Source organism: Paenibacillus albidus (assembly GCF_014644435.1).
Lineage (GTDB): Bacteria > Bacillota > Bacilli > Paenibacillales > Paenibacillaceae > Paenibacillus_AQ > Paenibacillus_AQ albidus.
In genome coordinates, this window is sequence record NZ_BMKR01000003.1 from 95,599 (window position 1) to 122,023 (window position 26,425).

Annotated in this window: 28 protein-coding genes and 1 riboswitch; of the genes, 16 read left to right on the forward strand and 12 right to left on the reverse strand. The window is 51.5% G+C overall.

The window, feature by feature from the left end:
* Nucleotides 1-10: 10 nt before the first annotated feature.
* Together IEY53_RS03855 and IEY53_RS03860 are read right to left on the reverse strand one after the other, a co-directional pair.
* Nucleotides 11-211, reverse strand: coding sequence for a copper ion binding protein (locus tag IEY53_RS03855; protein ID WP_189022296.1), 201 nt, complete (start codon nt 209-211; stop codon nt 11-13).
* 49 nt (nt 212-260) lie between these two features.
* Nucleotides 261-608, reverse strand: a complete 348-nt coding sequence (locus IEY53_RS03860) for a metal-sensitive transcriptional regulator (protein WP_229695967.1) — start codon at nt 606-608, stop codon at nt 261-263.
* A 208-nt stretch (nt 609-816) separates the two neighbouring features.
* Here IEY53_RS03860 and IEY53_RS03865 point away from each other — a divergent pair, with 208 nt between their 5' ends.
* The 11 genes from IEY53_RS03865 to IEY53_RS03915 all read left to right on the forward strand — a co-directional run bounded on the left by IEY53_RS03865 (nt 817) and on the right by IEY53_RS03915 (nt 11,592).
* The gene (locus IEY53_RS03865; protein WP_189022297.1) at nt 817-1,407 is read left to right on the forward strand and encodes a DUF5317 domain-containing protein; all 591 of its coding nucleotides are present in this window, start codon (nt 817-819) and stop codon (nt 1,405-1,407) included.
* A gap of 602 nt (nt 1,408-2,009) precedes the next feature.
* A complete protein-coding gene (locus IEY53_RS03870; RefSeq protein ID WP_189022298.1) occupies nt 2,010-3,860 on the forward strand; it encodes a bifunctional diguanylate cyclase/phosphohydrolase in 1,851 nt (616 codons plus the stop codon).
* Nucleotides 3,861-3,998: 138 nt separating this feature from the next.
* Complete coding sequence (locus IEY53_RS03875) at nt 3,999-5,519, forward strand: MDR family MFS transporter (protein ID WP_189022299.1); 1,521 nt, start codon at nt 3,999-4,001, stop codon at nt 5,517-5,519.
* Between the two features lie 12 nt (nt 5,520-5,531).
* Nucleotides 5,532-6,092, forward strand: a complete 561-nt coding sequence (locus IEY53_RS03880) for a PadR family transcriptional regulator (RefSeq protein WP_308424204.1) — start codon at nt 5,532-5,534, stop codon at nt 6,090-6,092.
* Nucleotides 6,093-6,204: 112 nt separating this feature from the next.
* Nucleotides 6,205-6,420 carry a YczO family protein gene (locus IEY53_RS03885; RefSeq protein ID WP_189022301.1) on the forward strand — a complete coding sequence of 72 codons (216 nt, stop codon included), beginning with the start codon at nt 6,205-6,207 and terminating at the stop codon, nt 6,418-6,420.
* Between the two features lie 52 nt (nt 6,421-6,472).
* The gene (locus IEY53_RS03890) at nt 6,473-7,450 is read left to right on the forward strand and encodes an aldo/keto reductase (protein WP_373293792.1); all 978 of its coding nucleotides are present in this window, start codon (nt 6,473-6,475) and stop codon (nt 7,448-7,450) included.
* A gap of 358 nt (nt 7,451-7,808) precedes the next feature.
* A complete protein-coding gene (locus tag IEY53_RS03895) occupies nt 7,809-9,107 on the forward strand; it encodes a hypothetical protein (protein WP_189022302.1) in 1,299 nt (432 codons plus the stop codon).
* Nucleotides 9,108-9,123: 16 nt separating this feature from the next.
* Nucleotides 9,124-9,711 carry a signal peptidase I SipW gene (sipW, locus tag IEY53_RS03900; RefSeq protein WP_189022303.1) on the forward strand — a complete coding sequence of 196 codons (588 nt, stop codon included), beginning with the start codon at nt 9,124-9,126 and terminating at the stop codon, nt 9,709-9,711.
* A gap of 96 nt (nt 9,712-9,807) precedes the next feature.
* Entirely contained in the window at nt 9,808-10,404 is a 597-nt protein-coding gene (locus tag IEY53_RS03905) for a TasA family protein (protein WP_189022304.1), read from the forward strand.
* 32 nt (nt 10,405-10,436) lie between these two features.
* A complete protein-coding gene (locus IEY53_RS03910) occupies nt 10,437-11,030 on the forward strand; it encodes a TasA family protein (protein WP_189022305.1) in 594 nt (197 codons plus the stop codon).
* A 229-nt stretch (nt 11,031-11,259) separates the two neighbouring features.
* Nucleotides 11,260-11,592 carry a helix-turn-helix domain-containing protein gene (locus IEY53_RS03915; RefSeq protein WP_229695989.1) on the forward strand — a complete coding sequence of 111 codons (333 nt, stop codon included), beginning with the start codon at nt 11,260-11,262 and terminating at the stop codon, nt 11,590-11,592.
* 120 nt (nt 11,593-11,712) lie between these two features.
* On the opposite strand, the gene IEY53_RS03920 is transcribed toward IEY53_RS03915, so the two are convergent.
* Nucleotides 11,713-11,859: an anti-repressor SinI family protein gene (locus IEY53_RS03920; RefSeq protein WP_189022585.1), complete on the reverse strand. Its 147-nt coding sequence runs from the start codon at nt 11,857-11,859 to the stop codon at nt 11,713-11,715.
* 33 nt (nt 11,860-11,892) lie between these two features.
* Nucleotides 11,893-11,977, reverse strand: a riboswitch (cyclic di-GMP riboswitch).
* 348 nt (nt 11,978-12,325) lie between these two features.
* On the opposite strand from IEY53_RS03920, the gene IEY53_RS03925 reads away from it, so the two are divergent.
* The 4 genes from IEY53_RS03925 (at nt 12,326) to IEY53_RS03940 (ending at nt 18,344) form a co-directional block, all read left to right on the forward strand.
* Complete coding sequence (locus IEY53_RS03925; protein WP_189022307.1) at nt 12,326-15,211, forward strand: 2-oxoglutarate dehydrogenase E1 component; 2,886 nt, start codon at nt 12,326-12,328, stop codon at nt 15,209-15,211.
* Nucleotides 15,212-15,244: 33 nt separating this feature from the next.
* Complete coding sequence (odhB, locus tag IEY53_RS03930) at nt 15,245-16,540, forward strand: 2-oxoglutarate dehydrogenase complex dihydrolipoyllysine-residue succinyltransferase (RefSeq protein WP_189022308.1); 1,296 nt, start codon at nt 15,245-15,247, stop codon at nt 16,538-16,540.
* 608 nt (nt 16,541-17,148) lie between these two features.
* On the forward strand, nt 17,149-17,877 hold the full coding sequence (locus IEY53_RS03935) for an SDR family oxidoreductase (protein ID WP_189022309.1): 729 nt from the start codon (nt 17,149-17,151) through the stop codon (nt 17,875-17,877).
* A complete protein-coding gene (locus tag IEY53_RS03940) occupies nt 17,871-18,344 on the forward strand; it encodes a MerR family transcriptional regulator (protein ID WP_229695968.1) in 474 nt (157 codons plus the stop codon). The genes IEY53_RS03935 and IEY53_RS03940 overlap by 7 nt, the downstream gene beginning before the upstream one ends.
* Nucleotides 18,345-18,435: 91 nt before the next feature.
* On the opposite strand, the gene IEY53_RS03945 is transcribed toward IEY53_RS03940, so the two are convergent.
* From IEY53_RS03945 to IEY53_RS03980, 8 genes are all read right to left on the reverse strand, one after another.
* Nucleotides 18,436-19,410 (reverse strand): hypothetical protein, encoded by a 975-nt coding sequence (locus IEY53_RS03945; RefSeq protein ID WP_189022310.1) that lies wholly within the window; start codon nt 19,408-19,410, stop codon nt 18,436-18,438.
* Nucleotides 19,371-19,967 (reverse strand): RNA polymerase sigma factor, encoded by a 597-nt coding sequence (locus tag IEY53_RS03950; protein ID WP_189022311.1) that lies wholly within the window; start codon nt 19,965-19,967, stop codon nt 19,371-19,373. The genes IEY53_RS03945 and IEY53_RS03950 overlap by 40 nt, the downstream gene beginning before the upstream one ends.
* A 79-nt stretch (nt 19,968-20,046) precedes the next feature.
* Nucleotides 20,047-20,202 carry a hypothetical protein gene (locus IEY53_RS03955; protein WP_189022312.1) on the reverse strand — a complete coding sequence of 52 codons (156 nt, stop codon included), beginning with the start codon at nt 20,200-20,202 and terminating at the stop codon, nt 20,047-20,049.
* A 16-nt stretch (nt 20,203-20,218) separates the two neighbouring features.
* Nucleotides 20,219-20,647 (reverse strand): hypothetical protein, encoded by a 429-nt coding sequence (locus tag IEY53_RS03960; protein ID WP_189022313.1) that lies wholly within the window; start codon nt 20,645-20,647, stop codon nt 20,219-20,221.
* Entirely contained in the window at nt 20,640-20,846 is a 207-nt protein-coding gene (locus IEY53_RS03965; RefSeq protein ID WP_189022314.1) for a helix-turn-helix transcriptional regulator, read from the reverse strand. The genes IEY53_RS03960 and IEY53_RS03965 overlap by 8 nt, the downstream gene beginning before the upstream one ends.
* Nucleotides 20,847-21,081: 235 nt before the next feature.
* A complete protein-coding gene (locus IEY53_RS03970; RefSeq protein ID WP_189022315.1) occupies nt 21,082-22,380 on the reverse strand; it encodes an L-lactate MFS transporter in 1,299 nt (432 codons plus the stop codon).
* Between the two features lie 124 nt (nt 22,381-22,504).
* Nucleotides 22,505-23,236 carry a LytR/AlgR family response regulator transcription factor gene (locus IEY53_RS03975; RefSeq protein WP_189022316.1) on the reverse strand — a complete coding sequence of 244 codons (732 nt, stop codon included), beginning with the start codon at nt 23,234-23,236 and terminating at the stop codon, nt 22,505-22,507.
* Nucleotides 23,233-24,894, reverse strand: a complete 1,662-nt coding sequence (locus IEY53_RS03980; protein ID WP_189022317.1) for a sensor histidine kinase — start codon at nt 24,892-24,894, stop codon at nt 23,233-23,235. Before IEY53_RS03980 ends, IEY53_RS03975 begins: the two co-directional genes overlap by 4 nt.
* A 125-nt stretch (nt 24,895-25,019) precedes the next feature.
* Here IEY53_RS03980 and IEY53_RS03985 point away from each other — a divergent pair, with 125 nt between their 5' ends.
* Nucleotides 25,020-25,604: a nucleotidyltransferase family protein gene (locus IEY53_RS03985; RefSeq protein ID WP_229695991.1), complete on the forward strand. Its 585-nt coding sequence runs from the start codon at nt 25,020-25,022 to the stop codon at nt 25,602-25,604.
* A gap of 204 nt (nt 25,605-25,808) precedes the next feature.
* Here the strand turns inward: IEY53_RS03985 and IEY53_RS03990 are convergent, their stop codons facing one another.
* Nucleotides 25,809-26,081, reverse strand: coding sequence for a hypothetical protein (locus IEY53_RS03990; protein WP_189022318.1), 273 nt, complete (start codon nt 26,079-26,081; stop codon nt 25,809-25,811).
* Between the last annotated feature and the right edge of the window lie 344 nt (nt 26,082-26,425).

Consider the following 26,425-nt stretch of genomic DNA (forward strand, 5'->3'; position numbering starts at 1 on the left):
ATATCACAGGTTAGACTACATCATAACCCTGGTCTTCAATCGCTGCCTTGATGGCATTCAGGCTCACTTTATTCTCATCATATTCCACGGCAACCTGCTTAGCTTGCAGATCCACCTTGGCAGCTGCTCCTACACCACTAACCGCTTTCTCCACACTGCTTACACAGTGGCCGCATGACATTCCTTCTACTTGCAGCGTAACATTTGACATTGATATAACCTCCTAAAAGTTGTATAGGGCTTCACTTAAACTTCCGCCCTTATTTCATTAACTTGTTGACCGTCACCAGCAGTTCGTCGATAACCTCATGTTCGCCGGCTTCGATCCGTTCAATAATGCAGCTCTTCATATGTCCTTCCAGCAGCAGCTTACCGACGCTGTTCAGAGCGGCCTGTACCGCTGCCAGCTGATTAAGTACGTCATCACAATAGGTGTCCCGCTCGATCATCCCCTTAACTCCGCGGATCTGGCCTTCAATCCGGTTCAACCGGGTGGTCAATCCGCTCTTGAATTCCGCTGAGTGATGACTTTTACGTACAGCGGATGCAGAGGAATGTCCATCGGTTCCGCAGGAATGCCCTGCCTGCTCTTTCTCATTCGTAGACACATGAATCAGCCTCCTCTTCAACAATATAATATACCCCCCGTGGGTATGTCAAGAGGTTTATGGAGCCATAAAGGCCCTATCCGTCTAATTTAAGCGAATTGTTTGCTAAATGTTTGGTCAGAACCGGCAGGAATCTGGTTAAAAATGGCGAATTATGCATGAAGCAGCTTACCCAGTTCTATCAATCCATACTAACAGGAGCGCTCTTATGGTTTACGATGGCATTGTACTTGGTTTGATCGTTGGCCTGATCCGGGGCGGCTTCCGCTACGGGCTGGGACAATTCGGCAAGCTTCGCATTATTGGAGGGCTTTGGTTCCCAGCGCTTCTCCTGATGCAGTTTGCCCTGTTTGCTATGACGGAACGGTTGCCTGCCATTGCCTCCGCCAGCGGATTCTTTTTTATCGCTGTGTATGTGGCAGGGCTTTATATCCTGTGGTTGAACCGGAAGAATCAAGGATTCCCCTTAATTTTCGCCGGTGTGTTCCTGAATTTCCTTGTTATGGCGGTCAATGGGGGCAAAATGCCGGTATCTCTGGAGGCAGCTTCCGTTCTGGACCCCTACTATGTGGACATGCTGCGGTCCGGGACCGTAGCCACCAAACATTTTCTGATGGATTCCGCTTCACGGCTGGCGTTCCTCGGCGATATCATTCCGTTATCCAGTCCGTATCCGCGCACCCAGGTTATCAGTATTGGGGATATTGTCATGAATGTGGGGATTTTCCTCTATATTCAACAGATCATGGTGCAAGGAAAGAGAACTTCCCCAGCCCAGGAGATCACGGCCCGGCAGTAACCCATACCAGCAGAGAGGAGGTTCCCGCAGATGAAAAAAACTTTTGAGGGTGTCAATATCACCCGTATTATCCTTAATACCGTAATTGTTGCTTCAGTAGTTATGGCCTTGACATCAGGCTTCAGATTTGTCGGCTAAGCTGCAAGCGCCGGTGCCAATCACCATAAGAAACCGCCCTTTTATAACTGGGGGTAACACTCCGTCCTTTTAAAAGGGGCGGTTTCTTTGCTTATATTCAATTTCCCCCTTACAAGGCGCTTCCACTGCATTTAGTACATCAGGCTGCGAGTAAACCCGGCTCATTTTCGATCTGACTGCATTTAATGCATCAGGAATAGAAGAAAGGGCTGAAAAACACATGTTTTCTAAATTTCCACTGTACGAAATACATCAGAATGAACATTCGGGTGATCCCGGAGCATTTTTGCTGCACTAAATACATCAGGACTGCTTTCACCACTGATAATTGCGCCAAACCCCCACTCTTTTTTAATGGGCTTAGTCCGCTTTCCCCCTCTCCCTGCTATTATGCGCAACTATGAAAATTCCGATAAATCCCTTAGAATAATGAAACAACATCATTATTAAAGGAGGGGCAGACGGTGCCCAAGCGGACGTTAGGCGTCTTCAAACCGAGCAGGAACCATCTCTATGCCTTATTCCTTTGCCTGGCGGGATTAAGCCTATTTGTAGGCTTTAATCACGGGGAATTTATTCACTATACTTCACCAACCTGGGTCTGGGTATACGCGCTCACTGGAGCAGCAGTGCTCCTGACGGTGCTGGTATTCCAGCTTCCTCCGCAAGGCAACGGACTTTCGCTTGATTCTTCAGTGTACCTGGCTTGTGTTTTTGTTTTTGGGGCTCCGTTTACACTCAGCGTGCTCCTGTTCACTTCCATTATCAATTTTTTTATCGAACGCAAGACGGTCTGGTGGAAACATCTCAGCAATTTCGCCTTGTATACCATGATGATTACTGCTGCTTCGGCAACCTTCAAGCTGCTGGGGGGCGTGGAAGGACCGCTGCTTAGCCAGCGCTTGTCCGCCTACGCCGGAAGCATGGCTGTCTATTTTGTGCTCAATACACTCCTGATCGGTTTCTATTACTATATGGTCTTTCAGGAGGAGCTTTTCGCGACGTTAAAGGGTATGGTCAAGGATACCCTGCTCGCCTATCTTAGTACGCTGGTGTTGTCACTGGTGCTGACGATCATGCTGGTTCACAATCAGATTGTGGGGCTGGCCTTATTCCTCTTTCTCAGCGTTCTGCTGTCCTACGCCTTCAAGCAGATGTTCATCATGTACCGCGAGCTTGAGGCACGGGCCAACCGTGACCAGCGGACCGGCTTGTTCAACCACAGTTATTTTGAAGTTGTGCTGGAGGAGGAGATGCGCAAATCCCGGGCCAGCGGTTCCGAGCTGTCGATGGCGATGATCGATATCGATGATTTCAAAAAGTACAATGATCATTTTGGCCATTTGAAGGGTGACAGCCTGATTGTCTTTTTGGCAGAATTGTTCAAAAAAGCAACGACGGATACGGAGATTATTGTCTCCCGCTATGGCGGAGAGGAGTTCACGCTGCTGATGCCGGGTTATGATTCGCTTACGGCCAAACAATTTATCGAAGACTTGCGGAAGAACCTCAATAATTCCCTGTTTGAAGGCTCAGAGATTTTCCCGCAGGGCTGTCTGTCTTTCTCTGCCGGTATCGCTGCCTATCAGCCCGATATTCATGACAAATCCGAGCTCGTCGACCATGCGGATCAGGCCCTTTATTATGCCAAAAAACAAGGCAAAAACATGGTTCATCTCTACGGCAACCAGTCCCCTCTGGAACAGGATATTGATTTCAGCCAGGATGTAAGGGATATTGAGCAGCAGCTGAATCTTTTTATGTACAAGGATATGGAGACCTTCAAGCACTCCAAACGGGTCTTCCGGTATGCGATGGATATCAGCGAGCTGCTGGAACTGGACACGCTCTCCAAACGCCAGTTCACGCTCGGGGCGCTGATTCACGACATCGGAAAGCTGGAAATCCCCTGGAGCATCCTCAACAAAAAGGACAAGCTTGAGCCGGAAGAGTGGGAAATGGTTAAATGGCATGTAACCTGGGGCAAAAAAATGGCCTTGACCAATGAGAAATTCAAGGATCTGGCTCCATATATTGAACTGCACCATGAAAGGTATGACGGGAAGGGCTACCCTTACGGATTTAAGGGGGAGGAGATTCCGCGACTGTGCCGGATGCTGACGATCATTGATTCTTTTGACGCCATGACGACCCAGCGGCCCTATCAGTCTACCAAATCGGTGAAAGAAGCCATCATTGAGCTGCGGGAATGTGCGGGTACCCAATTCGACCCCGGACTTACGGAGCTGTTCATACAATATATAGAATCCCGGGAGCTCCTTAAGAATGACGCCGGAGTATCCAATGTACATTAGGGTAAAAATAAAGCGACCGTTGTCCTGAGTTCAGGCAGACGGCCGCTTTTTGCTGCTGCAAATTAACTATTGCTACCCTACTCAAATTTGAATATAATAAATTTCCAGAAAGAACTAGGAAAAGGAGTCTAACAAAACATGCATACAAAAGACAGCAATCTTAAACTGGTCGTGGTGGGCCTGCTGCTTGGTATCCTCATGTCCGCTATGGACAATACCATCGTAGCCGCAGCCATGGGTTCGATTGTCTCGGATCTGAACGGCCTGGATAAAATCGTCTGGGTAACCTCGGCCTATATGGTCATGGTGATGGCAGGCACCCCCATTTTCGGCAAATTGTCCGATATGTACGGCCGCAAACGTTTCTTTATCTTCGGGCTGGTGGTATTCCTGATTGGCTCTGCCTTGTGCGGACTCGCGGGAAGTATTACTCAGCTCAGTATCTACCGGGCAATTCAGGGGATCGGCGGCGGTGCGCTGATGCCGATTGCGTTTACGATTGTATTTGATATTTATCCTCCGGAAAAAAGAGGCAAGCTGACCGGCCTGTTCGGTGCTGTATTCGGAATCTCCAGTGTGCTCGGGCCGCTGCTCGGCGCCTATATCACCGAATATGCAGGCTGGCAGTGGGTCTTCTACATTAATCTGCCGCTTGGCATTATTGCCTTCATTCTGATTACCATGTTCTACAAGGAATCTGTCAACCATTCCAAACAGCGTATAGACTGGGGCGGTGCATTCTCGCTGGTGGGTGCCATCATCTGTCTGATGTTCGCGCTGGAGCTGGGAGGCAACCAATACCCTTGGGGCTCTTCAACGATTCTTGGGCTGTTCGCCGGCTTTGCCGTCCTGCTGCTGGCCTTCATCTTTATTGAACGGGCTGCGGCGGAACCCGTTATCTCATTCGCCATGTTCCGACAACGGTTGTTTGCAACCAGCAGTGTAATCGGGCTGTTCTACGGTTCTGCTTTTATCGTGGCTACAATCTACATTCCAATCTTTGTGCAGGGCGTATACGGCGGATCGGCCACCAATTCGGGCCTGATCCTGATGCCCATGATGATCGGAACCGTTATCGGCAGCCAGTCCGGCGGCCTGCTGACCACCCGGACCAGCTTCCGTAATATTATGCTGCTGTCCGTCGTTTTCTTTATAGCCGGCATCTATTCGCTGAGCACGTTGTCTCCGGACACCTCGCGCCTGATGCTTAATGTCTTTATGGCCTTGACCGGGTTTGGCGTCGGATTCTCCTTCTCCGTGCTCAGCATGTCTTCCATTCATCATTTCGACATTCGTAAGCGTGGGTCGGCGACATCAACCAGCACCTTCATGCGTTCGCTCGGGATGACGCTGGGCATTACCATCTTTGGGATCATTCAGCGCAACAGCTTCACGAACCGCTTGAATGAAGGCTTTGGCGGAGGCGAACAAAGCGCCGCCTTCAGTGACCCGCGTGCTGCCTTGTCCCCGGAAGCAAGAGCACAAATTCCGGAGCCGGTACTGAAGACAATCTCCGGCGCATTGTCCGGTTCCGTCGCCCAGACCTTCCTATGGGCAATTATCCCTGCCGTACTCGGACTGGTCTTTATTCTTCTGATGCCCAAAGACCGGCTGACCCTTCCGAAGAAGTCCGCCGGGATGCCCAGCAGCGGAAGGTAAACCATCATGTCCATGAAACTCGTGATTCTTGGGCTTCTGCTGGAACGGAACATGCATCCTTATGAAATTAACGTTGTAATGAAAGACCGCTCCATAGACCGGATTATGAAGCTGCAGATGGGCTCGCTTTATTATGCTGTGGACAGGCTGTCGCAGGAAGGTCTGATAACAGCCGTCGAAATTGTCCGCAGCAGCGACCGGCCGGATAAAACGATCTATGCTATTACCGAAGATGGCAAAGCTATCTTTGAACAGCTGGTCCTGCAGCAGATTAAGAAGAACAATCCCGTGTTCCACCCGCTGTATATTGCGCTCTCACTTTCACGTTATGTAGACCCTGATAAACTCGCAGTTCTGCTGAAGGAACGTATTCTTGAAGCAGAACATGAGGTCAACCTGGCCTTTCAGATTTATGAAGAACATATCCCTCTCGTTCCCCGCGCTGTACTGCATATGATGTACGGCAGATATGAGCACGGCATGACAGAGCTGAAATGGCTGAAGCGTTTCTATGAGGATGTGGCACAGTATAAGCTGAACGAGGTTGGCAAAGCACTGAACCTGGAGGCCTAAGGGCCTCCTTTTGTTGTTTGAAGGGTTTAAAATACGTTTATTAAGTGGCACACTATCTTTGTGGCAGACACAATCTGCACCAATATCACAATGAGGAAGCGAGGCGGTTAGCATGACCGAGGATAAAAAGAACAGGATCTTTGACAATCGGGATCACCCCGAGCAATATCCGACGGAAAAAGAAAGTCTGTTCGAGCTTGACGAGGCTGAAATGCACGTCGATCCGATCCCAATGGAAGATTTGAAACTGGAGCAGGAGGAAGAAAAGGATAAAGAAAACACCAAACACCGTTCTTCCAGCGACAAAAAATACCATACCGGATTCTAAGAGTGTACAATAGGCACATATCTGCAATTCATATTGCTACGGAGGGATACTATTGTTGAGAACGCTGCCACTCCATAAGCGTCACATTCCGGCCAGCCGCATTGCCCTGGGCTGCATGGGTCTCGGGGGAGACTGGGATCACCAGCCGATTACTGCTGAACATATCAAACAGGGGCATGAAGCGGTAGATGCTGCGCTGTCCATCGGCATCAATATGTTTGATCATGCCGATATTTATACGCGGGGCAAAGCCGAGAAGGTCTTCGGCCAAATCTTCAAAGACCGCCCGGAGCTGCGCGAGAACATCATCATCCAGTCCAAATGCGGCATCAGGCTGATGGAGCCGGGGGATACCTCCAACGTCTTCGACTTCTCCGGTGCCCATATCCTGAACAGTGTCGATGGCATCCTGTCACGCCTGGGTATAGAATACATCGATATTCTGCTCTTGCACCGTCCCGATCCACTGATGGACCCGGAAGAAGTGGCGGCAGCACTCCATAAGCTGAAAGCTGCAGGCAAGGTGCGGCATTTCGGCGTTTCCAACATGAGTGCAGGACAGATCAAGCTGCTGCAGGCTTATTGTGATGAACCTTTTATTGTGAACCAGCTGCACCTGAGCCTGGCCCAGATTAGCTGGGTTGATGCCGGAATCAGCGTGAACCGGGAACCCTGGAAGGATATCACCTTTCCCGAGGGCACCCTGGAGCATTGCCGCACCGAGAATATTCAGATCCAGGCCTGGGGACCGCTGGCCCAGGGCCTCTTCAGCGGACGTTCCCTGGAGAATCAGCCTGAGAACATCGTGAATACGGCAGCGATGGTCCAGCGGATCGCCCGGGAACGGGGCACAACGCCGGAGTCTATTGTGCTCTCCTGGCTGATGACCCATCCGGCAGCCATTCAGCCTGTAATCGGAACAGTCAACCCGCTGCGGATCGCAGCGTGTGCCGATGCCGACAAGCTGGAGCTGACCCGCAAGGAATGGTACGACCTGTACGTCAGCTCCCGTGGACAAAAACTCCCCTAAACCCCTGAACGGAAGAACAAGCGGGGTACGGGCAGAGTTGCTGGATTATCTTCTATAGGTGGCAACGCCTAAAGAAATCGCTATTTTGAAAATGGTTGGGTGCTCCCGCCATTATCAAAAGGGCGATTTCTTTTTTTGTCTTCACCCGAGCATAACATCCATTTTGTTCTTTATAAAGAATAAATAAAGATATCCAGCGTTATAACACGCAAAGCGGAGATAATAACTCATTTTCGTTCTTTATAGCGTACATAACAGCTAAATTAACGTTTTTCTTTTCGCAGCGGGCGATGTATGATTTCATTACGAAGTCGTTCTTAATAAAGAACGAAAATAGCGATATCTACACCAGGAACCTATGAGGGGAGGGATTGCTCTGTACCCCAGATCCGCCAGGCAGAGGAAAAAAAGGAAAAAGGCTATCGGCTTGCGGCTGCTGCAATCCGGACTGGCAGCCTCCATGCTGCTCCTGTATACCTCAGGTCAGATCGGCAGCACTTATGGCGAATTCAATGATTCGCAAGGCATGGATACTCAGGTTGAGTTATGCATGGTATTCCCTGACCACATCGAACAATTGCTGCTCGAGTTCAGCGGTCATGTCCAAGCCATTGCCAAGCTGAAATTATCTCTGTCCGGTTATGAAACCGCGAGCTTCGGCGGCATACCTGATATTGACAGCTTGTCGCTGGAAGAGCTCGACCAGGCAGCAGAGCGGTTGGCCGGGGAGCTCGCTGCCGCTAATCTGCAGCTCGGCGCACTCGAAGAGCAGCTAAGCCGCAATGCAGACATCTGGCAGCAGATTCTGCAAGAAATCAGCCGCGCTGCCGACGTGCTGGCCCAGATTGGAGGAAATATGGCAGACCTTGAACCGAACTGTCTGGAAATCCGTGATGCCCGGTTTCTGGAGGAGTTCAAGAACAGTATCAATCAAAGCGGTGTATTATCCGAGTCGCTTACAGATACGTTACACGGCATTCTGCATTATTTAAGCTCTATTCAGCAAATCGGGGAGTCCAACCTCTCCAGAGATCCTGATGAGATCAGCCGGCAGCTGGGGAATTCGGGATTTGCATCCCGGGATATTCTCTCTTTTACGGCTCAGGCCTACAGCCCAAGTCCCGGGATATCGGGCAGCTTGTTATCCGCCTATGAGCAGCTGGAGAGCGGTCTGAACACATCCAAAGCTAAGCTGAGTTCAGACATTTCCAGCCTGCAATCCCAGCAAGCGCAGCTCGAAAGCACCCGGCTCCGGCTCGTGGAGGAAGCCCGGAAACAAGAAGAGGAACGCCTTGAGCTGGAGAAGCAGCTGGAGGAGAAGAAAAAGCAGGAAGACGCAGCGGCTGCGGCCAAGGAAACAGAAGCCCCGCCGGAAACGAAGCCGGAAGCACAAGCGCCAACTCCGGCACCCACTTCCCTGCCTCTGGAGGAACCTCTCCCCGGCAGCAGTGAAGCTCCCGGGCCCTCAAGTACACCGGGAGAAGAGCCGGGAGAGGAGCCGGCGGGAGAATCTATAGCCGAACCGGCAGATGAAACGCCGGCTCCAGAGACGGCTTCCCCTGAAGCAGTACCTGTTCCGGGAACATCATCCGCCGGGAACGAAGTCCCGGGGCCAACCGCAACCCCGCTCCCTGCTTCCGATATCCATTCCAATTGAAGGCGGCGATTAAAACATGCGTGTCAAAAAAATAATCAGCACTACCCTTTCCACGCTGATGTTCCTGATTTTCCTTGTCGTTGTAGCAGCTATAGTGATCTCCAAAGCATCCGGGGGTGAACCCGCCTTCTTCGGATACCAGATCAAAACGGTGCTTTCCGGCTCCATGGAGCCCGGCATTCATACCGGGTCGATTATCGCCTTGAAGCCGGGCGGCGACATGAACCGCTTCCGGAAGGGCGATGTGATCACCTTCTTGAATGCCGACAATATGCTTATCACTCACCGCGTAACGGAGGCGAATCTGAACAGCGCCATCGGCGAAACCCTCTATACTACCAAAGGGGACAACAACGACGCAATGGATGCCGACCCCGTCAGCTCGACCAATGTCGTCGGGGAATATACCGGATTTACCGTTCCTTATGTCGGATACTCGATGAACTTTGCGGTTTCCAAAGCCGGTAGTGTCCTGCTGATGATTGTACCCGGACTGCTGCTTCTCTTGTATTCGCTCTACACTTCCTGGAAAGCCGTAGCGGCCCTGGAGAAAAAGAATGCCACACCCGCCCCGTCCGAGCCGATGCCGGAAGCTTTGCAATAGGATTGTCCTCTCCCGTTTATGAAACGTGGAGCACAATATACGCATACAGCCAGTCACCTTATACAAGAAACAGATTAATGAGAGAGGGATGAACAAATGAATATCAAAAAAACACTCGGTCTGGGCATGGTTTCGGCGGCACTGGGACTGACCTTGATCGGCGGGGGCACTTTCGCTTATTTCAGCGATACTGCTTCCAGCAACGCTGTGTTTAACAACGGCACTTTGAGCCTTACATCAGACCCTTCCGTGATTGTGGATCTCAGCAATCTTAAACCCGGGGATTTGATCACCAGGGAATTCAAGCTGAAGAACGACGGTTCCCTGGATATAACCAAAGTAATGCTGAAGACCTTGTCTGAAGTTACGGATGTGAAAAGTGATAACGGTAGCAACAACCTGAAGGATTATCTTGTGGTCACCTTCCTGGTGAACAACGATAAGCAACAGCCTGAGGTCCTCATCAAAAGTCTCTCCGAACTGGAAAAGGAAAGCCCCGATCTCGTGGCCAGAGGTTTGATAGGCACCTTGCTCGGCGGAGAAAAGTCAGGACTTAAGGCCGGAACGGCCGATAAGCTGACCGTCCAGTTTGCTTTTGTCGAGAACTTTCAGCCGCAGAACCACTTCCAGGGCGACAAGCTGAAGCTCAGCTGGACCTTCCAGGCGAGCCAGGGTGCAGGCGTCTACAAATAAACTAATAAACCAATTCGAGGAGGATTTACATTATGGGTATCAAAAAAACATTGGCTCTTGGCGTAGCATCGGCAGCACTGGGATTGTCTTTAATCGGAGGCGGAACTTATGCTTACTTTAGCGATACGGCAGAAAGCACCGCGACGTTTGCAGCAGGCACTTTGGATCTGAATACCAATCCTGTAGAGGTTGTGGCCCTGAATAATATGAAGCCGGGTGACATTGCGGTCCGCAGCTTCCAGCTCAAGAATGATGGCACACTCGACATCAAGCAGCTTAGCCTGGTGACCGACTATACCGTTACTAATGCTGCCGGAGCAGCGGCCAACACGGAAGATCTGGGCGGACATTATAAAGTCAAAATCCTTGACGCCAGCTATACCAGCGGCTCCATTGCCGGACACGTTGTTCAGGAAGTTACATTCAAGGATCTGAAGGCCCTTTCGGAGCTGAACCTCCTCACCCTTCCGGAGTTCAGCGGCGGCATCAGCGCCGGTACTTCAAAGAACTTTAAAGTCGCTTTTGAGTTCGTGGAGAACAACAACGACCAGAACCAGTTCCAGGGAGACGGCATCTCCATAAAATGGACCTTCAACGCCAAACAGGGTATCGGTGAATTGAAATAATACCTTCCCTTGCCTTCTCCAAATACCGGCATATCTTACGCCCTTGCGGGCAGGGAAATGCCGGTATTTTTTGGGTTGGGGAGGGATAAGCCCTATATTTGCAGACTACCGTCTCTGGTTCTTTGTCGGTCTTACTTAAATTTGTTATACTTAAACAAGTCACCGGGAAGCCAGAGGTTTCTTGTATTTCAAAATAGTACGGAGGGGCGTTGTCATCGTGCCAGATAATATGGGTGGTCGCATCCACCATCTCCGGCTGGAGAAGGGTTTATCCTTATCCGAGCTTGCAGACAAGGCAGATGTGGCCAAATCATACTTAAGCAATGTCGAAAGAAATATTCAATCCAACCCCTCAATCCAATTCATCGAAAAAATCGCCGATGCACTGCAGGTTTCTATTCATGCCCTACTGTACGGCAATCCCTCGGATGCCGAGGAAACTCCCCTGGATTCAGAATGGTTCCGGCTGGTTCAGGAAGCCATGGCTTCAGGAGTAAGCAAACGGGAGTTCAAGGAATTTCTGGATTATCAAAAATGGCGGCTTGAGCAAAAGGACCAGTAGCCCACTATTTCCACGAACCGTATACTATTTATCGGTAATCTGCCATACATAAAAGGACACAGCATCCGGCGCTGTGCCCTTTTATGTATGTAGCTTTTGCTCAATCTCAGGCAGCTCTGCCTAGATGGCTTGCAGCGCCTTTCGATTGAAAAAGCTGCGTACCTCCTCCGCTTCAATCCCTGCCTTCTTGGCTGATAATAATAAATACACCCATTCTAAATCCAGATCAACCGTCTGCTGTTCTCCATTATTCCCCTGGTTGGACATATCCACTCAATCTCCTCCTAAGATTTCGCGTCCCCAGGCAGTCCGGCTGTCATAGTATTTCTACCTTAGACCCGCGACTTTGTGCCCCTGCTTTTCAGCAAGTTTACCCTTTACTGGACCCTTTACATGAAAGGATCTGGCTAGAATGATATAAACCGTTAGCCGCAATAACATTATACAAGAAGAGCCTGGAATTGTGTGTCGTTTCCTGGAATTTTTTTCAGTCAAAACAGAAAAAGATTAGCTTTTTTTGACATTTGCTCGTCCTAAAGGTCTATTAATCTCTCTTTTCGCTTCAAATCAACTGAACCATACCATTTTTCGATTGGATTGGACGAAAGTATGAATTGATTACCGGTTCCGAAAGTAGCACAATAAGATGAGGAATGAAACCGCAATCATCGCAGCTCCAACAGCGACGGCTCCTATGCCTTCGTATGGAGTTCATCCGTTAGGAGGATGTATCATGGCAGCCAAAGAGCCCTATCACGAATCCATTTGGAGTAAGTATTACGGACCCAATTTGGGCTACATTCAAGAGAAATATGAACAGTTTGTTAAAGACCCTTCTTCAGTAGAACCTAATTACCGCGATCTTTTTACGATTTCCGGTCCCCCTCCCCTGGCGCCTGACGCCGAGTTGGCTCCGCAGGCTGTGGTTTCGGGAGATACCGAATGGCTTAGAAAAGCAGTAAGAGCATCCAAACTGATCGCCAATATTCGTATATATGGCCATATGGCCGCAGATATCGACCCGCTGAAGCGGGCTGAGAATCCGATGGCCAAATGGCTGGAACCGGAGACTTATTCACTGACCCGCGAGGATCTGATGGCACTTCCTGCCTCACTGATCTGGGAGAATGCCCCGGATGAAGTCCGTACCGGCTGGGACGCCGTGCACCGGATGCGCCAGGTCTACACTAAGACCATCGCCTATGAATTCGGGCATGTGCATGACGAGAAGGAATTACGCTGGCTGAACAGCCAGGCCGAATCCGTAAGCAATCCTGCCCCTCTGAACAACACAGAGCGCAAGGAGCTGCTGAACCGGCTGATTCAGGTCGAGCAGTTCGAGACCTTCCTGCACAAGACCTTTGTCGGCCAGAAACGCTTCAGCCTGGAAGGCAATGATGCGCTGGTTCCCATGCTGGACGAAATTGTCCGTGCCGCTGCTCACGATGGTGCAGAGCATATTCTGATGGGCATGGCCCATCGCGGACGGCTGAACGTGCTTGCCCATATTCTGGGCAAACCTTATGATATTATTTTCTCGGAATTCCACCATTCTCCGAACAAGGAGCTGTTCCCGTCGGAAGGGTCCATGGGCATTAACTATGGCTGGACCGGGGATGTCAAATACCATCTCGGCGCTGACCGTGCCGTGCGCGAAGGCGAAACGGTCCGGACCCGGATTACGCTGGCCAACAACCCGAGCCACCTGGAATTTGTCAATCCTGTCGTTGAGGGCTTCGCCCGCGCGGCGCAGGAGGACCGCAAAGCGCCGGGTCTGCCCAAGCTGGATACAAACAAAGCCATTGCCGTGCTGATGCACGGGGATGCTGCATTCCCGGGTGAAGGAATCGTAGCGGAGACGCTGAATATCGGCAAGCTGCAAGGCTATACCAACGGCGGTACGCTCCATATTATCGTCAACAACCGGATCGGCTTCACTACCGAAAGCGAAGATTCCCGCTCCACGCATTATGCCAGTGACTTGGCCAAAGGCTATGAGATTCCGATCATTCATGTCAATGCCGATGATCCGGAAGCCTGTGTGGCTGCGGTTCGCCTGGCCAGCACGTACCGCAATTTGTTCAAGAAGGATTTTGTCATTGATCTGATCGGCTACCGCCGCCATGGTCACAATGAGATGGATGATCCGGAGACAACCCAACCTATTGTCTATGGCAAAGTCCGTACTCATCCAACGGTATACAATGTGTACGCAGACCGCCTCAAGAATGAGAAGGTCGTCACAGAAGAAGAAGTGAAGGCCCTGTATGCTGAAGCAGAGCACGAACTTCAGCAGGCTTATGATAATATGAAAGAAGGCAAACACAAAAGCGCGGATGCCAAGACTGCCGTGCCCCTTCAGTCGGAGAGCTCCGAGCCGCGTTCCACTGCGGTACCGCTGCAAACCCTGCAGGAAGTTAACCGGCAATTGCTGACGGTTCCCGAGGGATTTAAGGTTTATCCGAAGCTTCAGCGGATTCTGCAGCGCCGCAAGGACGCGCTGAATGACGGGGAGAAAGTGGACTGGGCTTTGGCGGAAAGCCTGGCTTTCGCTACCATTTTGCAGGATGGCACCCCTATCCGGCTGAGCGGACAAGATTCACAGCGTGGCACCTTCGCGCACCGTCATCTGGTGCTGCATGACAGCGAGAACGGTGAATTGTTCTCGCCGCTGCATCAGCTTACCGACGCCAAGGCCTCCTTCGGAGTGTATAACAGCCCTCTGTCTGAAGCTTCCGTACTCGGCTACGAATACGGTTATAACGTGTTCGCACCGGAAACCTTTGTCATCTGGGAAGCCCAATATGGAGACTTCGCCAATGCTGCACAGGTCATCATCGACCAGTTCATTTCTGCAGGCCGGGCCAAATGGACCCAACGCAGCAATCTGGTCATGCTCCTGCCGCACGGCTATGAGGGCCAAGGGCCGGAACACTCCAGCGGCAGAATGGAACGCTACCTGCAGTTGTCCGCTGAGGAGAACTGGACGGTAGCCAACCTGACCTGCGCCTCCCAATATTTCCACCTGCTGCGCCGTCAAGCCGCATTATGCGGACAGGGAGACGCCCGGCCGCTGGTTATTATGACACCAAAGAGCCTTATCCGTAATCCGCGCAGCACCTCCGCCGGGTCAGAACTGGCGTCAGGGCAGTTCCAGAACGTGCTGCCGGAGCCGCTGCTGGGCCAGAAGCCCGGGGAAGTCAAACGCCTGGTCGTCTGCAGCGGCAAAGTCGCCATTGATCTCCAGACGGAACTGGAGTCCGGCCGCGACAAGGATTGGTCATGGCTGCATATCCTCCGTCTGGAACAGCTGTATCCCTTCCCTGAGCGGGAACTGGCCCCCCACCTGGCTTCCTTCCGCTCTCTGGAAGAAATCATCTGGGTACAGGAAGAACCGAAGAACATGGGAGCATGGAGCTATACCGAACCCCGGCTGCGCGCCATCGCCCCCGGGAACACCAAGGTACGCTATATCGGCCGTCCGGAGCGCTCCAGCCCGGCCAGCGGCTACGCGGATGTACACAGCTTTGAACAACGCAGAATTGTTACAGAGGCCTTGACGATGAACTCGCAGGAACATGCAGCTGTGCCGTCTCCCAAAGAGACGGCGTCACGATAGCAGAAACTATTAAGTTTGGGGAGGTAGCGGCCTGTGTCAGAAATTAAAGTGCCCGATCTGGGCGAATCCATATCCGAAGGAACCATCTACAAATGGCTGGTTAAGGAAGGCGATACGGTCGGCCAAGGCGACGTGCTGGCCGAGCTCGAAACCGACAAGGTCAACCTGGAGATCAGCGCCGAAGAGGATGGCGTCATCTCCTCCATCCTGCGGCAAGCCGGCGAGAACGTAGCCGTCGGCGAAGCCATCGGCATCATCGGCAGCGGCGCCGGCAGTGCACTGAAGGCTGCTGGCGAGGCACCACCCGCAGCGGCTGCAAGCAGCGGCAGTGGCGACGCGGCTAGCGTTGCCACTGCTCCGCAGGCAGCAGCAAGCGCAAGCCCTGCTGCTGCGCCGGCACCCGAAGGTGCCGGCGGTTCCGCCGCCCTGGCAACGCCGGGCGCGCGGAAGCTGGCACGGGAGCGCGGCATCGACCTCGGCGATGTCAGCGCCCGTGACCCGATCGGCCGCATTGGGCAGGCCGATGTGAAGGATCATGGCGCAGCCGGGCCAGGGGCCGCGGCCCCCGCTCCTGCGGCGCCGCAAGGCAAGCCGGCAGCTGCGGCAGGCAAGGCGCCGGAGGATGGCAAAGCCGTCGAGCGCAAGCGCATGTCGCGCAGACGGCTGACGATTGCCAGCCGCCTGGTGGAAGCCCAGCAGACGGCAGCCATGCTGACCACCTTCAACGAGGTGGACATGACGGCCATTCTGGATATCCGCAAGCGCCGCAAGGATAACTTCAAGCAGAAGCACGAGGTGGGCCTCGGGTTCATGTCCTTCTTCACCAAAGCCGTTATCGGTGCATTGAAGGCTTATCCTATGCTCAATGCCGAGATTGACGGCGAGGACCTGGTACTGAAGAAATTTTATGACATCGGGATTGCGGTTGCTGCCAAAGAAGGGCTGGTTGTTCCGGTTGTCCGTGATGCGGACCGTCTGAGCTTCCCGCAAATCGAACGCCAGATTGGCGAGCTGGCCGGCAAAGCACGCGCAAATACCCTTGGCTTGTCCGAGCTGCAAGGCGGCACCTTCACCATCACCAATGGCGGTGTATTCGGCTCCCTGCTCTCGACACCGATCCTGAACACGCCTCAGGTCGGCATTCTGGGCATGCATAAGATTCAGCTGCGCCCGATTGCCCTTGACGAGGAGACCACAGTGAACCGCCCGATGATGTACATCGCGTTGTCCTACGATCACCGGATTGTCGATGGTTCGGAAGCGGTTAGCTTCCTGGTCAAGGTGAAGGAATTGCTGGAAGATCCGGAAGCCCTGCTGCTGGAAGGCTGATTCCCGAATTTAATCCTGCTTTATTGCATTTCAGACAAGTAGAAACGGCTACGCCGTCCTTTTAAGGGACGGCGTGTTTCAGCGAGAAATAGAAGGATAATATATAGCGTGAAACATATAAATTCTTATATTTGAACAAAGGTATCCCCGGACGAAAAGCCTGGGGGTACCTTTTTTATAGAGACTGAACCTTAAAATGTAAGAGGCTCTACCTCAAAATAAGCGATTGACAGACTTAACGGACTGGAGAAACGTTATTCCGCGAAATCAGCTCATTTCTCTGGTCACACGGACTCAGGAGCCGCTAAATGATTGATTGACCCTCGTTTTGGGCTAGAGATCATACAATAAGAGCACCTGTGTCCGTCAAAAAGGACAACACCCTTCGTTACCTCAAATAAGAGCACCTGAGTCCGCTTCCTTGCACAGCCGGTCCCGGTGACAAGTGGTGTGCCGGGACCAAGTCAACCGCTGATTATGAAGTTGAGCCCAGTTTATATATTGTTTTGATTGCAGCATTTCATCCCTTGACTTTGAGTACACTCCAAGTTGTACATTGGTTACCAGGTGGCCACCGTACTATGCAATAGGAAAAGGAGATTACTTAGATGAATGCAGCGAAAACAGTTCTGATTACAGGTGCAAACAAAGGAATCGGTTATGAGACGGCCCGGCAAATGGGAGCTTTGGGATATACTGTTCTGATGGGATCACGCAGCGAGGCAAGAGGCCGGGAAGCTGCCGAGTCACTTAGGCAAGAAGGCATCAAAGCACAATTTATCCTTCTTGATCTGACTCAACAAGCCTCCATTGAAGCAGCGGCGGCACAGATCGAACAGGACTTTGGCAGATTGGATATCTTAATCAATAATGCGGGAATTTCACTTGGGGGAGGTGTTTCTCCAAGCCAGCTCAACCTCTCCGACCTGAAAGAAACTTATGAGACCAATCTCTTCGGCACCATCGCTGTCACACAAGCATTGCTGCCATTGCTTTTGGCTTCTTCAGCCGGCAGAATCGTCAATCTGTCCAGTGGACTGGGTTCGTTAACGTATAACAGTGATCCGGATCATGAACATGCGGCCTTCAACCTGCTGGCTTACAACAGCTCCAAAGCAGCCCTGAATGCAGCTACTATCATGTTTGCCAAGGAATTCAAACACACTCCGCTCAAAATCAACTCGGCAGATCCGGGATTTACCGCCACGGACCTTAATGGTTTCACGGGCCCCCGGACGGTCAAGCAGGCTGCGGATGTGATTATACGCCTCGCTACACTGCCTGAAGACGGGCCGACAGGAGGATTTTTTGCTGAGAATGGAGAAGTTCCTTGGTAACCATTACTAAGGGAGAGGATACCATGCAGGAAATGCAGGCGATACCGGAGATTGCTACTTCGATTAAGCAGGCTGCAGAAGTAACCGGTCTGTCGGAAGATACGATCCGTTATTATGAGCGGGTTGGACTGCTGCCCTACGCCGAACGTAAAGCCAACGGGCACAGGCATTACACACGGGAACATCTTCAGGGCATTCTTTTCTTAATGCGGTTAAAAGCTACAGGAATGACCATAGAAGAAATGAAGCACTACCGGGAGCTGAGCAGCCAAGGAAGCGATACGCTTGAGCTAAGATACTCCATCCTTGAAGAGCATCAGGCAGCGATCGGGCGTGAAATTGCCAGGCTGCAGGAAACCCAGAAGATCATTGACTATAAACTAAGCCATTATAAGGAGCTTATTGAACATCCGGATCTGAGCGATCCGAACTGTGATCCTCCCGTTCTCCCTCAGTCCCGCCCATAATCCTTCCCTTGTAGCCCGAGTGAAAAGCCTACCGATATCCAGGCTCTTCACTCGGGCCTTTTGCATTCCTGCTATAATGAACGCCCTGCCACTACTGCAGCAACTCGCCGGCCAGCTGCAACAGTTTCTCCCTGCTTAAAGTTCTGTCGCCATTACTGGTGAGATTATAATACGCGTCCTGCTCTTCGTTATACCAATCCAGATAACGGTAGTTGACCTGATCTTTGGTTACACTGTTGATGACAACCTCAGTTCCGGCTACAGTGACTTTGCTGGTCTGATTCTCCTGTTCCTGCCATACGGTCATATTGCCGCCATGCATTAGATAGGCAGAGATGTTTAATGTGCCGCCATCCTTTGCATAGATAGCATTGACCATAACTGGAGTTGTCCAAGGCACAGACTTCATAAAAAGCTTCTGGTTTCCGGCAGTTTTTTCCGCTTCGCTCCTTAGCTCATTCAGGATATCCAGGTACAGGGAATCCCCCTTATCAGAGGGAGTGTTCGGAAAGTTGGGACTGACGTAAGCATACTGGAAGGAATACCCTCCGGGCGCTTCCGGGAGCACAGGCGCCCCTGTCCGGCGTATCTCTTTTAAGAAATCAGAATAGGCGGCTATACGCTTCTCCTTATACACAAACTTTAGCGTCCCCCCTTTTTTGTCCGAGACCACATCATCTTTTACATAATAAGCAATCAGTTCCCCCGGTTTAGCAAAAGCAATAGCTTTTGCCTGCATCTCCAACTTATCCGCCCCCACATGGCTAGTCCCTCCCGTTTGACCCGGCTCTGTGTACTGCACCTTCACCTCACCCTTGCTATTGCGGATCTGAATATATTCCGTAGCGGCATATGCTGTTACGGAAAGGAGCAGCAGCACCGTCAGCAGACTGAACACTGCCGTAGGCTTGCACAATCTCTCCTTCCACACCGCAGGATGATTGTATGCCAGCCGCTCCACCCGACCCATTACTTGCTCCACTACATCAATCTCCCGCAGCTGTTCCTGTCCGGAAGAAGCCTGCATTATATCTTGGTATTCATGGCTGATTGCGGTTCGTTCCATTGCTCTTCCTCCTCCGATTCCATGACGAGTTTCACTTTCTTCTTGATCCGGGCCATTCTTTTATTCAGCGCATTGGGCGTAATCTTCAGAATCTCGCTCAACTCTTCATAGCTCTTCTCTTCGAATACCCGCAGAATCAAGAGGTTCCGTTCCTCTAAGGATAACCGTGACAGAGCCGCCGCCAAAGACGGCTTGTACAACAACGCGTCCAGCTCTTGTTCAGGACTTGCCGCCACCGTCTCCGGCCGGAAAATACGCATGACCTGACGATGCAGACGGCGGCGGCGCAGCAAATTCAGGCAATGATTATAGGCAATCCGATAGAGCCATGCTGAAAAATGAACCGTCGGCTTATAACGGTGAATCGACTGATACGCCTTTACCAATACATCTTGCACTGCGTCCTCGGCATCCTGCCGGTTCGCAAGCAGGCGGCAGCAATAGCGATACATCGGTTGCTGAAAGGCTGCAACTATTAATGCATAACGTCCCGTATCTCCCTGCTGAATGTCGGCAATCCACTCTTCCAACTCTTTGTTATCCGGCGAATTAGACAACGTTCCCCTCACCTCCTCCAAACTATATATTCTCTATAACACCCGGGCACCGGAAAAAGTGCCATCCCCTCTCCTAAAATCACAAAAAAATCCCCTGAACAACACAGAGTGCTATTTCACCAGACGGATTTCCCCGCGTTACACGGGCTTCTTCTTGATCAAAAAAAGCCTGCCCAATCAGTAGTAATACTACCGTAGAGCAAGCCGTTCCAACCTTGGGCAGTTCTTCATCCAATTAGCCTCTAAAGTCGCTAGTATCTATAGCTGTAGAACATCAGATAAAAAAGATAAGCAGCCACATTCAGACCCATCAGCAACAAGCAAAGTGTGGTTGTTCTCCAGCCTCCCCAGGCAGAGACGAAGGTCGCGGCACATAAGGAATAGAACATTACCCGATGCGAGGCGCTTCTGGCTTGGGTACGGATATAGGTATTCCGCTCATCCTGTTGATGCTCATAGTTCTGGCGGAGCTTGCCGCTCCTGCCCACTGCGATAACAGAGATCATGCTGCCAATCCCGCCACTGAGTCCCCCGCAGGCAATCCCAATGAAGTAACCGGCATCCGCCCAGTTATAATACGAATTCATCCAGCCGCCTGCAGCCGCTATCACACCGATGCCGATCAACACAAATGCCAACACCCGGTCACGCTTCAGCCGCTGTTCCGCCTGTCTACTCATCTTCATCCTCCTCAAAAATAAAAATTTCCTCGATATACTTTTTAAATGTGCTGGCCAGCTTGTGGGCAAGCAGGATTGAAGGATTATATTTGCCGCTCTCCAGCGAAATAATGGTCTGTCTCGAAACTCCGACCCGATCCGCCAGTTCCTGTTGTGTCATCTTCTCGTGCTCCCGGAACAAACGGATATGATTACGCATGTACTCCCTCCAATCTATGTAAAGGTAGCTTTACATCAAACATAGCAGAAACCTTTTTAAATGTAAAGCCAACTTTACAACAAAATCATTCTTCACAGCTTCGGGGGTTCTACCCGACTTGCGCGAACAAGAAGATGCCCGGCGGCCATTTTCACAGCATCCGGGCATCTCTTGAGGTTGTTTCTCTCTGTTGTCTCTTTAGTTAACGATGGGCCAACATCTTTGTTATATAGGATCAGGCCGTCCGCCCAAAGGGCTTCAGGCTCATTCCTTTTTCTGCTTTGCGCTTGTGGACCGGCGGTTTCAGGGAAACCGCAATCAGACAAGCCAGCAGGCATAACAGGCCGAATACGATAAAGGTGGGCTTGAACCCGCCGAGGAAAGCAGCGATGAACGAGCCGGATAAGGCGCCGATGCCGAAGCCCTGGTAGACGACACCATAGTTCTTGCTATGGTTCTTCAGCCCGAAGAAGTCGCCGACAATCGCCGGGAATACGGTAATGTTGCCCCCGAAGCAGAAGGCAATGGCCGCCACACAGGCGAAGAACAATCCGAAGTTAAGGTTCGCATAGCTGAGGGTCAGCATCGCCACAGCTGTGACGGCGAGTGATGCGCCGACGAGCTTCAGGCGGCTCATTTTGTCGGATAAGGCCCCCAGAATCAGGCGTCCGGCGGTGTTGAAGATAGCGATCATCGCCACAGCATTCGCGGCTGTCTGCACATCAAGTCCAGCCAGCTTGACGCCGATGTCTTTTACAATTCCGATCAGGTAGAGTCCGCTCATGCAGGCGGTGAAGAAAATGACGAACAGCAGATAAGCTTCTTTCGTGCGCAGCATTTCTTTCACCGTATAGTCTTTCGGTGCTGCAGAAACGGCGGCAGGTTTTGCTGCCTGTACCGAAGCTGCTGCTGGAGGCGCAGCCGGTACCGGCGCTTCTCTGACCAGCAGTGAGCCGGTCACAACCATGGCCATCACGATTAATCCCCAATAGAAAAAGGTGCTGGAGACGCCAACCGATTCAATCAGACTGCCATTGATATATTTGAAGACCAGGCTTCCTGTGCCGTAAGCACCGACAGAGACGCCGGAGATCAGGCCCTTGTGCTTAGGGAACCATTTAATCAGGTTGGACAATGAAGTAATGTAAGCCGTACCATCTGCATAACCGACAATGACACCGGCAAGCAGATAGAACATCGGAAGCGAGCTGGCCTGGGAGCTGAGCATCAATCCGAGTCCAAGCATGATCCCTGCCGAGGCCGTCAGTCGGCGGAGACCGATCCGTTCCTGCAGCCGCCCTGCGAACAAGGTTGCGAAAGCCAGGGCAAAACTGGTTATGGAAAATATGATGGAGACGGAAGACAGCTCCCATCCGAATTTGTTTACAAGCTGTGCATTGAACAGGCTCCAGGTATAGATAGTTCCCAAACCCATCTGCATAATGACGGTTCCCAGTACAATAAGCCACCGTTTGGCGTTGGAACGGCCCACTTCCGTCCCTTTTGTCCCAGCCGTTGTCGTCACTGTAGTCATGGTCATTTCCTTCTTTCTCTCGTTTATCGCTGCAAGAGTCTCTTTGACCTCTTCATTGTAGCGAAGCTGAAGCCCCTTGAGAGAAATCCGGAATGAGATGACGTTAATGCAGAATGAACTGCACTCAGAGGCGCATGATCTGCCTGAATTCTTTGACCCGGCTGCGGCTTACAGGCACTTCAAAGTCCAGATCGCGCAGGCGCAGGAGGTATGTATTGTTGAACCAGGGGATGATTTCTTTAATCTTGGACAGATTAACAAGATAAGAGCGATGACAGCGGAAAAACCTGTCCTGCGGCAGCCGGCTGTGAAAATCGCTGATACTGAGCGCCATGCTGTATTCCCCGCTTTTGGTCATCACACTGGTGGTCTTCTCCTGCGCCGAAGCATAATAGATGTCATCGGCATCGACGACGATAATCTTTTCATTTTTCCACAGATTGACCTTATTACTGACCGGATTCCGCTCCTCCTCTTCCCCAAGCCGTCCCCGGGAGGCATACGCCGTCTCCAGCTTGTGCAGCATTGCCTTAATCCTCACCTCGCTGTATGGCTTCAGAATATAATCAAAAGCTTCGATCTCGAATGCCTCTGCCGCATGCTCCTTGTAGGCTGTTATGAACACAATATAAGGCTTCACCGAGAACTTGCTGATATTCTGTGCGAGCAGCACCCCATCGATGGATGGGATATTAATATCCAGAAAAAGCACATCGACCTCTTCGGCCTGCAAATATTTGAGCGCATCCAGCCCATCCTCGAACTGGGCCGCTATTTCAATCCCGCTGTGCGCTTCAATCAGAAAGGCCAGCTCCTGTCTTGCCAGTACCTCATCCTCTACAATTATCGCTCTCATCGGCTCTCCTTTTTTACATCGAAATAGATATCCGTTCCTTGCTCCAGCCTCTGAATCGTCAAACCGTGGCCATAGATCAGCTTCACCCGCTGATGCACATTGTACAGGCCGATTTTGTTCTCCGGCATGCTGCCGCTGTACACCCGTTCCATCGTCTCTTCACTGATGCCCACGCCGGTGTTCCGAATGCCTATCCGCACAACATCTCCCCGGTCTTTTACGGTAATTGTCACGCTTCCCGGGCCTTTGGCCTTCAGAATACCGTGCACAATCGCATTTTCGACCAGTGGCTGGATGCTCAGGCTGGGAATGCGCACCTCTACCTCATCGATGTCATACACCACATCCAGCCGGTTGCCGAAGCGCGCTTTTTCGATCTCCACGTATTGCTGCACCTGCTGAAGCTCTCTCTTAATATCGATGAATTCATCCGTCAGCTCCAGATTATGCCGCATGTACCCTGACAAATTAACAATCAGCTCCCGTGCCTTGTCCGGATCAATCCGAATTGAAGAGATAATCGCGTTCAGCGCATTGAACAGAAAATGAGGATTAATGCTCGTCTGCAGCGCCTTCAGCTCCGCCTTATTGGCCATCTCCTTGATACCCTCGACCCGTGAGACTTCCATCAGTGTGGAGATAATCTGCGACAGGCCGACCGCCATTGCTTGCAGGGAATAGGTGATCTTATGGGCTTTGGTATAGTAAATTTTGAGCGCGCCCGTGATCTCGCCTTTTTCTTTCAACGGAATAATAATCAGCGACTTAATAACCGGGTTCGTATGGTCCGTATCATTGTTGCGGATTGTTATTTCGCCGCTGGACAACGTCTGCTTGGTTTCATCGCTGATAATCTCCCCTTCCTCGACATAATAATCCTCACCCACACCAACGTAAGCGCGAATGAAGCGGGTATCCGTAATGGCCACGGCATCCGCCCCAATGTCCTCTTTAATAATCCGGCAGATGATCTTCAGAGCCTGGGGATTAATGCTGCGAAAATAAGGCAGTGTCTTATTGGCAATATCCAGCGCGAGCTTGGACTGCTTGGCAGCAATCCGTTCCTTCTCTCCTTCGACACTCTGGACAAGCATGACGATCAGGCCGACGCTGATCTGGCTCATAATCATGGGAAAAGCGATTTTGGATACAATGTCCACTCCAAGCGACATGGGCTGAGCCATCACCAGAATGAGTACCATCGTCAGTGCCTCGCAAGCCATCCCGGCGGCAATTCCGGCGATCCAGCGCCGTTCTCCGGAGATCCTGCGGTAGATCACACCCGAGACTACCCCGGCGGTAATGCTCGTAATTAAGCAGGGCAGTGAAGTGACTCCGCCAATATCGATCAGGAAGCGGTGGACGCCGGAGATCAGCCCGGTGATCAGCCCTACCCATGGCCCGAACAGAATGCCGCCCGCCATAATCGCGATGATCCGTACATTCACAAGCGATCCCTCTACGTTAATCCCGCTGTAGGTGCCGAAGATGGCAAACAGGCTGAAAATAACCGTAGCGACGGCAAGCTCCTGCCGTGTATAGGCCTCTTTTTGAAAAATCTCCTTAAACCGCGGCAGACGGGTCAGCACAAACAGACACATCAGCAGCAAAGCGGCTCTTTCGAACAATTGCAGCAGAATCAACAGGGTGTATTGCATGGTCACGGCCTCCAGTGGACAATATACGGGTCATTATAAGGATTGTTTCCGCCGCTGTCCATCCTGTGCTGAACTTATAGGGTATGATTAGGGAGGCACGAGTACAGGAGGCGAAAAGTTTGAGCATGCAGAGAATGTATAAAGAAGAGGATATTATAGAGGCAGTCCAGGCAGATCCGTGGATGATGGATATCCTGCGGGCGGTTCGCTCGCTGGAGCTGCCGGACTGGTGGGTGTGCGCCGGCTTTGTCCGTTCGAAAATCTGGGATGTTCAGCACGGATTCACAGACCCGACACCACTGCCTGATGTTGATGTGATCTATTTTGACGAAACGGACAGCCATGAGAAGGTGGAAAAGGAATGGGAAGCAAAGCTATCAAACCTGAAGGCTGACGTTCCCTGGTCGGTCAAAAATCAGGCCCGGATGCATCTGCTCAACAACCAGTCTCCTTATACCTCATCCACTGATGCTATGTCCAGGTTCCCGGAGACGGCAACCGCGCTTGGAATCTCTCTGGACGGGCAGGACCGGCTGATTCTGGCTGCACCTCATGGCATCGATGATGTGGTGAATATGCTGATCCGCCCCACCCCGGATTTCGCTCCAAGCCAACCTTTGGCGTTTATTTATGAACAACGGATTGCGAAGAAAAACTGGGGGACCATATGGAATCAGGTACAACATTGGCCTCTTAATCCGGGAGACTGACAAGCAGCGTCTCGGCTACAGGTTGCTCCCCCTCGGAGAGCCAGACCTTAACCGAGCGAAACAACTGCTCCTGCGTATCCATCGGCTACAGGATTGCATTCAGATCAGCGGCCGTTTTTTCTTCATATCTGCTGGTTACCCTGATTTTGAAAAGACTACTCTTCTCAACGTCAATATGCTCAAAGATTATTTTTGTTGATGCCGTCAAGCTTCCCCTGAAACAACGGCTGCCTGGCTGGATTCCATCCCTACAGTGATCCGGTCTTGCCCAGCCGCAAGCAAATCACCGCGCACATCCGCTGTACTTAGATCCAGTGCGGCCAACACCTGCTCATTTTCAAAGATGTACTCAACTCCGCGGATACCCGCCAGGAGAAAGAAACCCACCAGGACGCTCAAGAGGCGCTCCCTGGAACGGATCATTGCACTTAATCCCTTATACATGCCAACGCCGATCACCCCGCCGGCAAAGTTCAACAGAATATCGTCAATATCGCTGCTGCCGAGTGCACTCTACCTCAAAATAAGCGGTTGACAGACTTAACGGACTGGAGAAACGTTATTTCGCGAAATCAGCTCATTTTTCTGGTCAAACGGACTCAGGAGCCGCTATATGTTCGTTGACCCTCGTTTTGGGCTAGAGATCATACAATAAGAGCACCTGTGTCCGTATAAAAGGACAACCCCCTTCGTTGCCTCCAATAAGAGCACCTGTGTCCGCTAGTTTTTTCATTAAAGATTCATCCGTATCACACAGCGCTATCCTGTACATATAGATTCACCGTCCAAATAAAAAGAACTGCCTCTCGCAGAAAACTCTG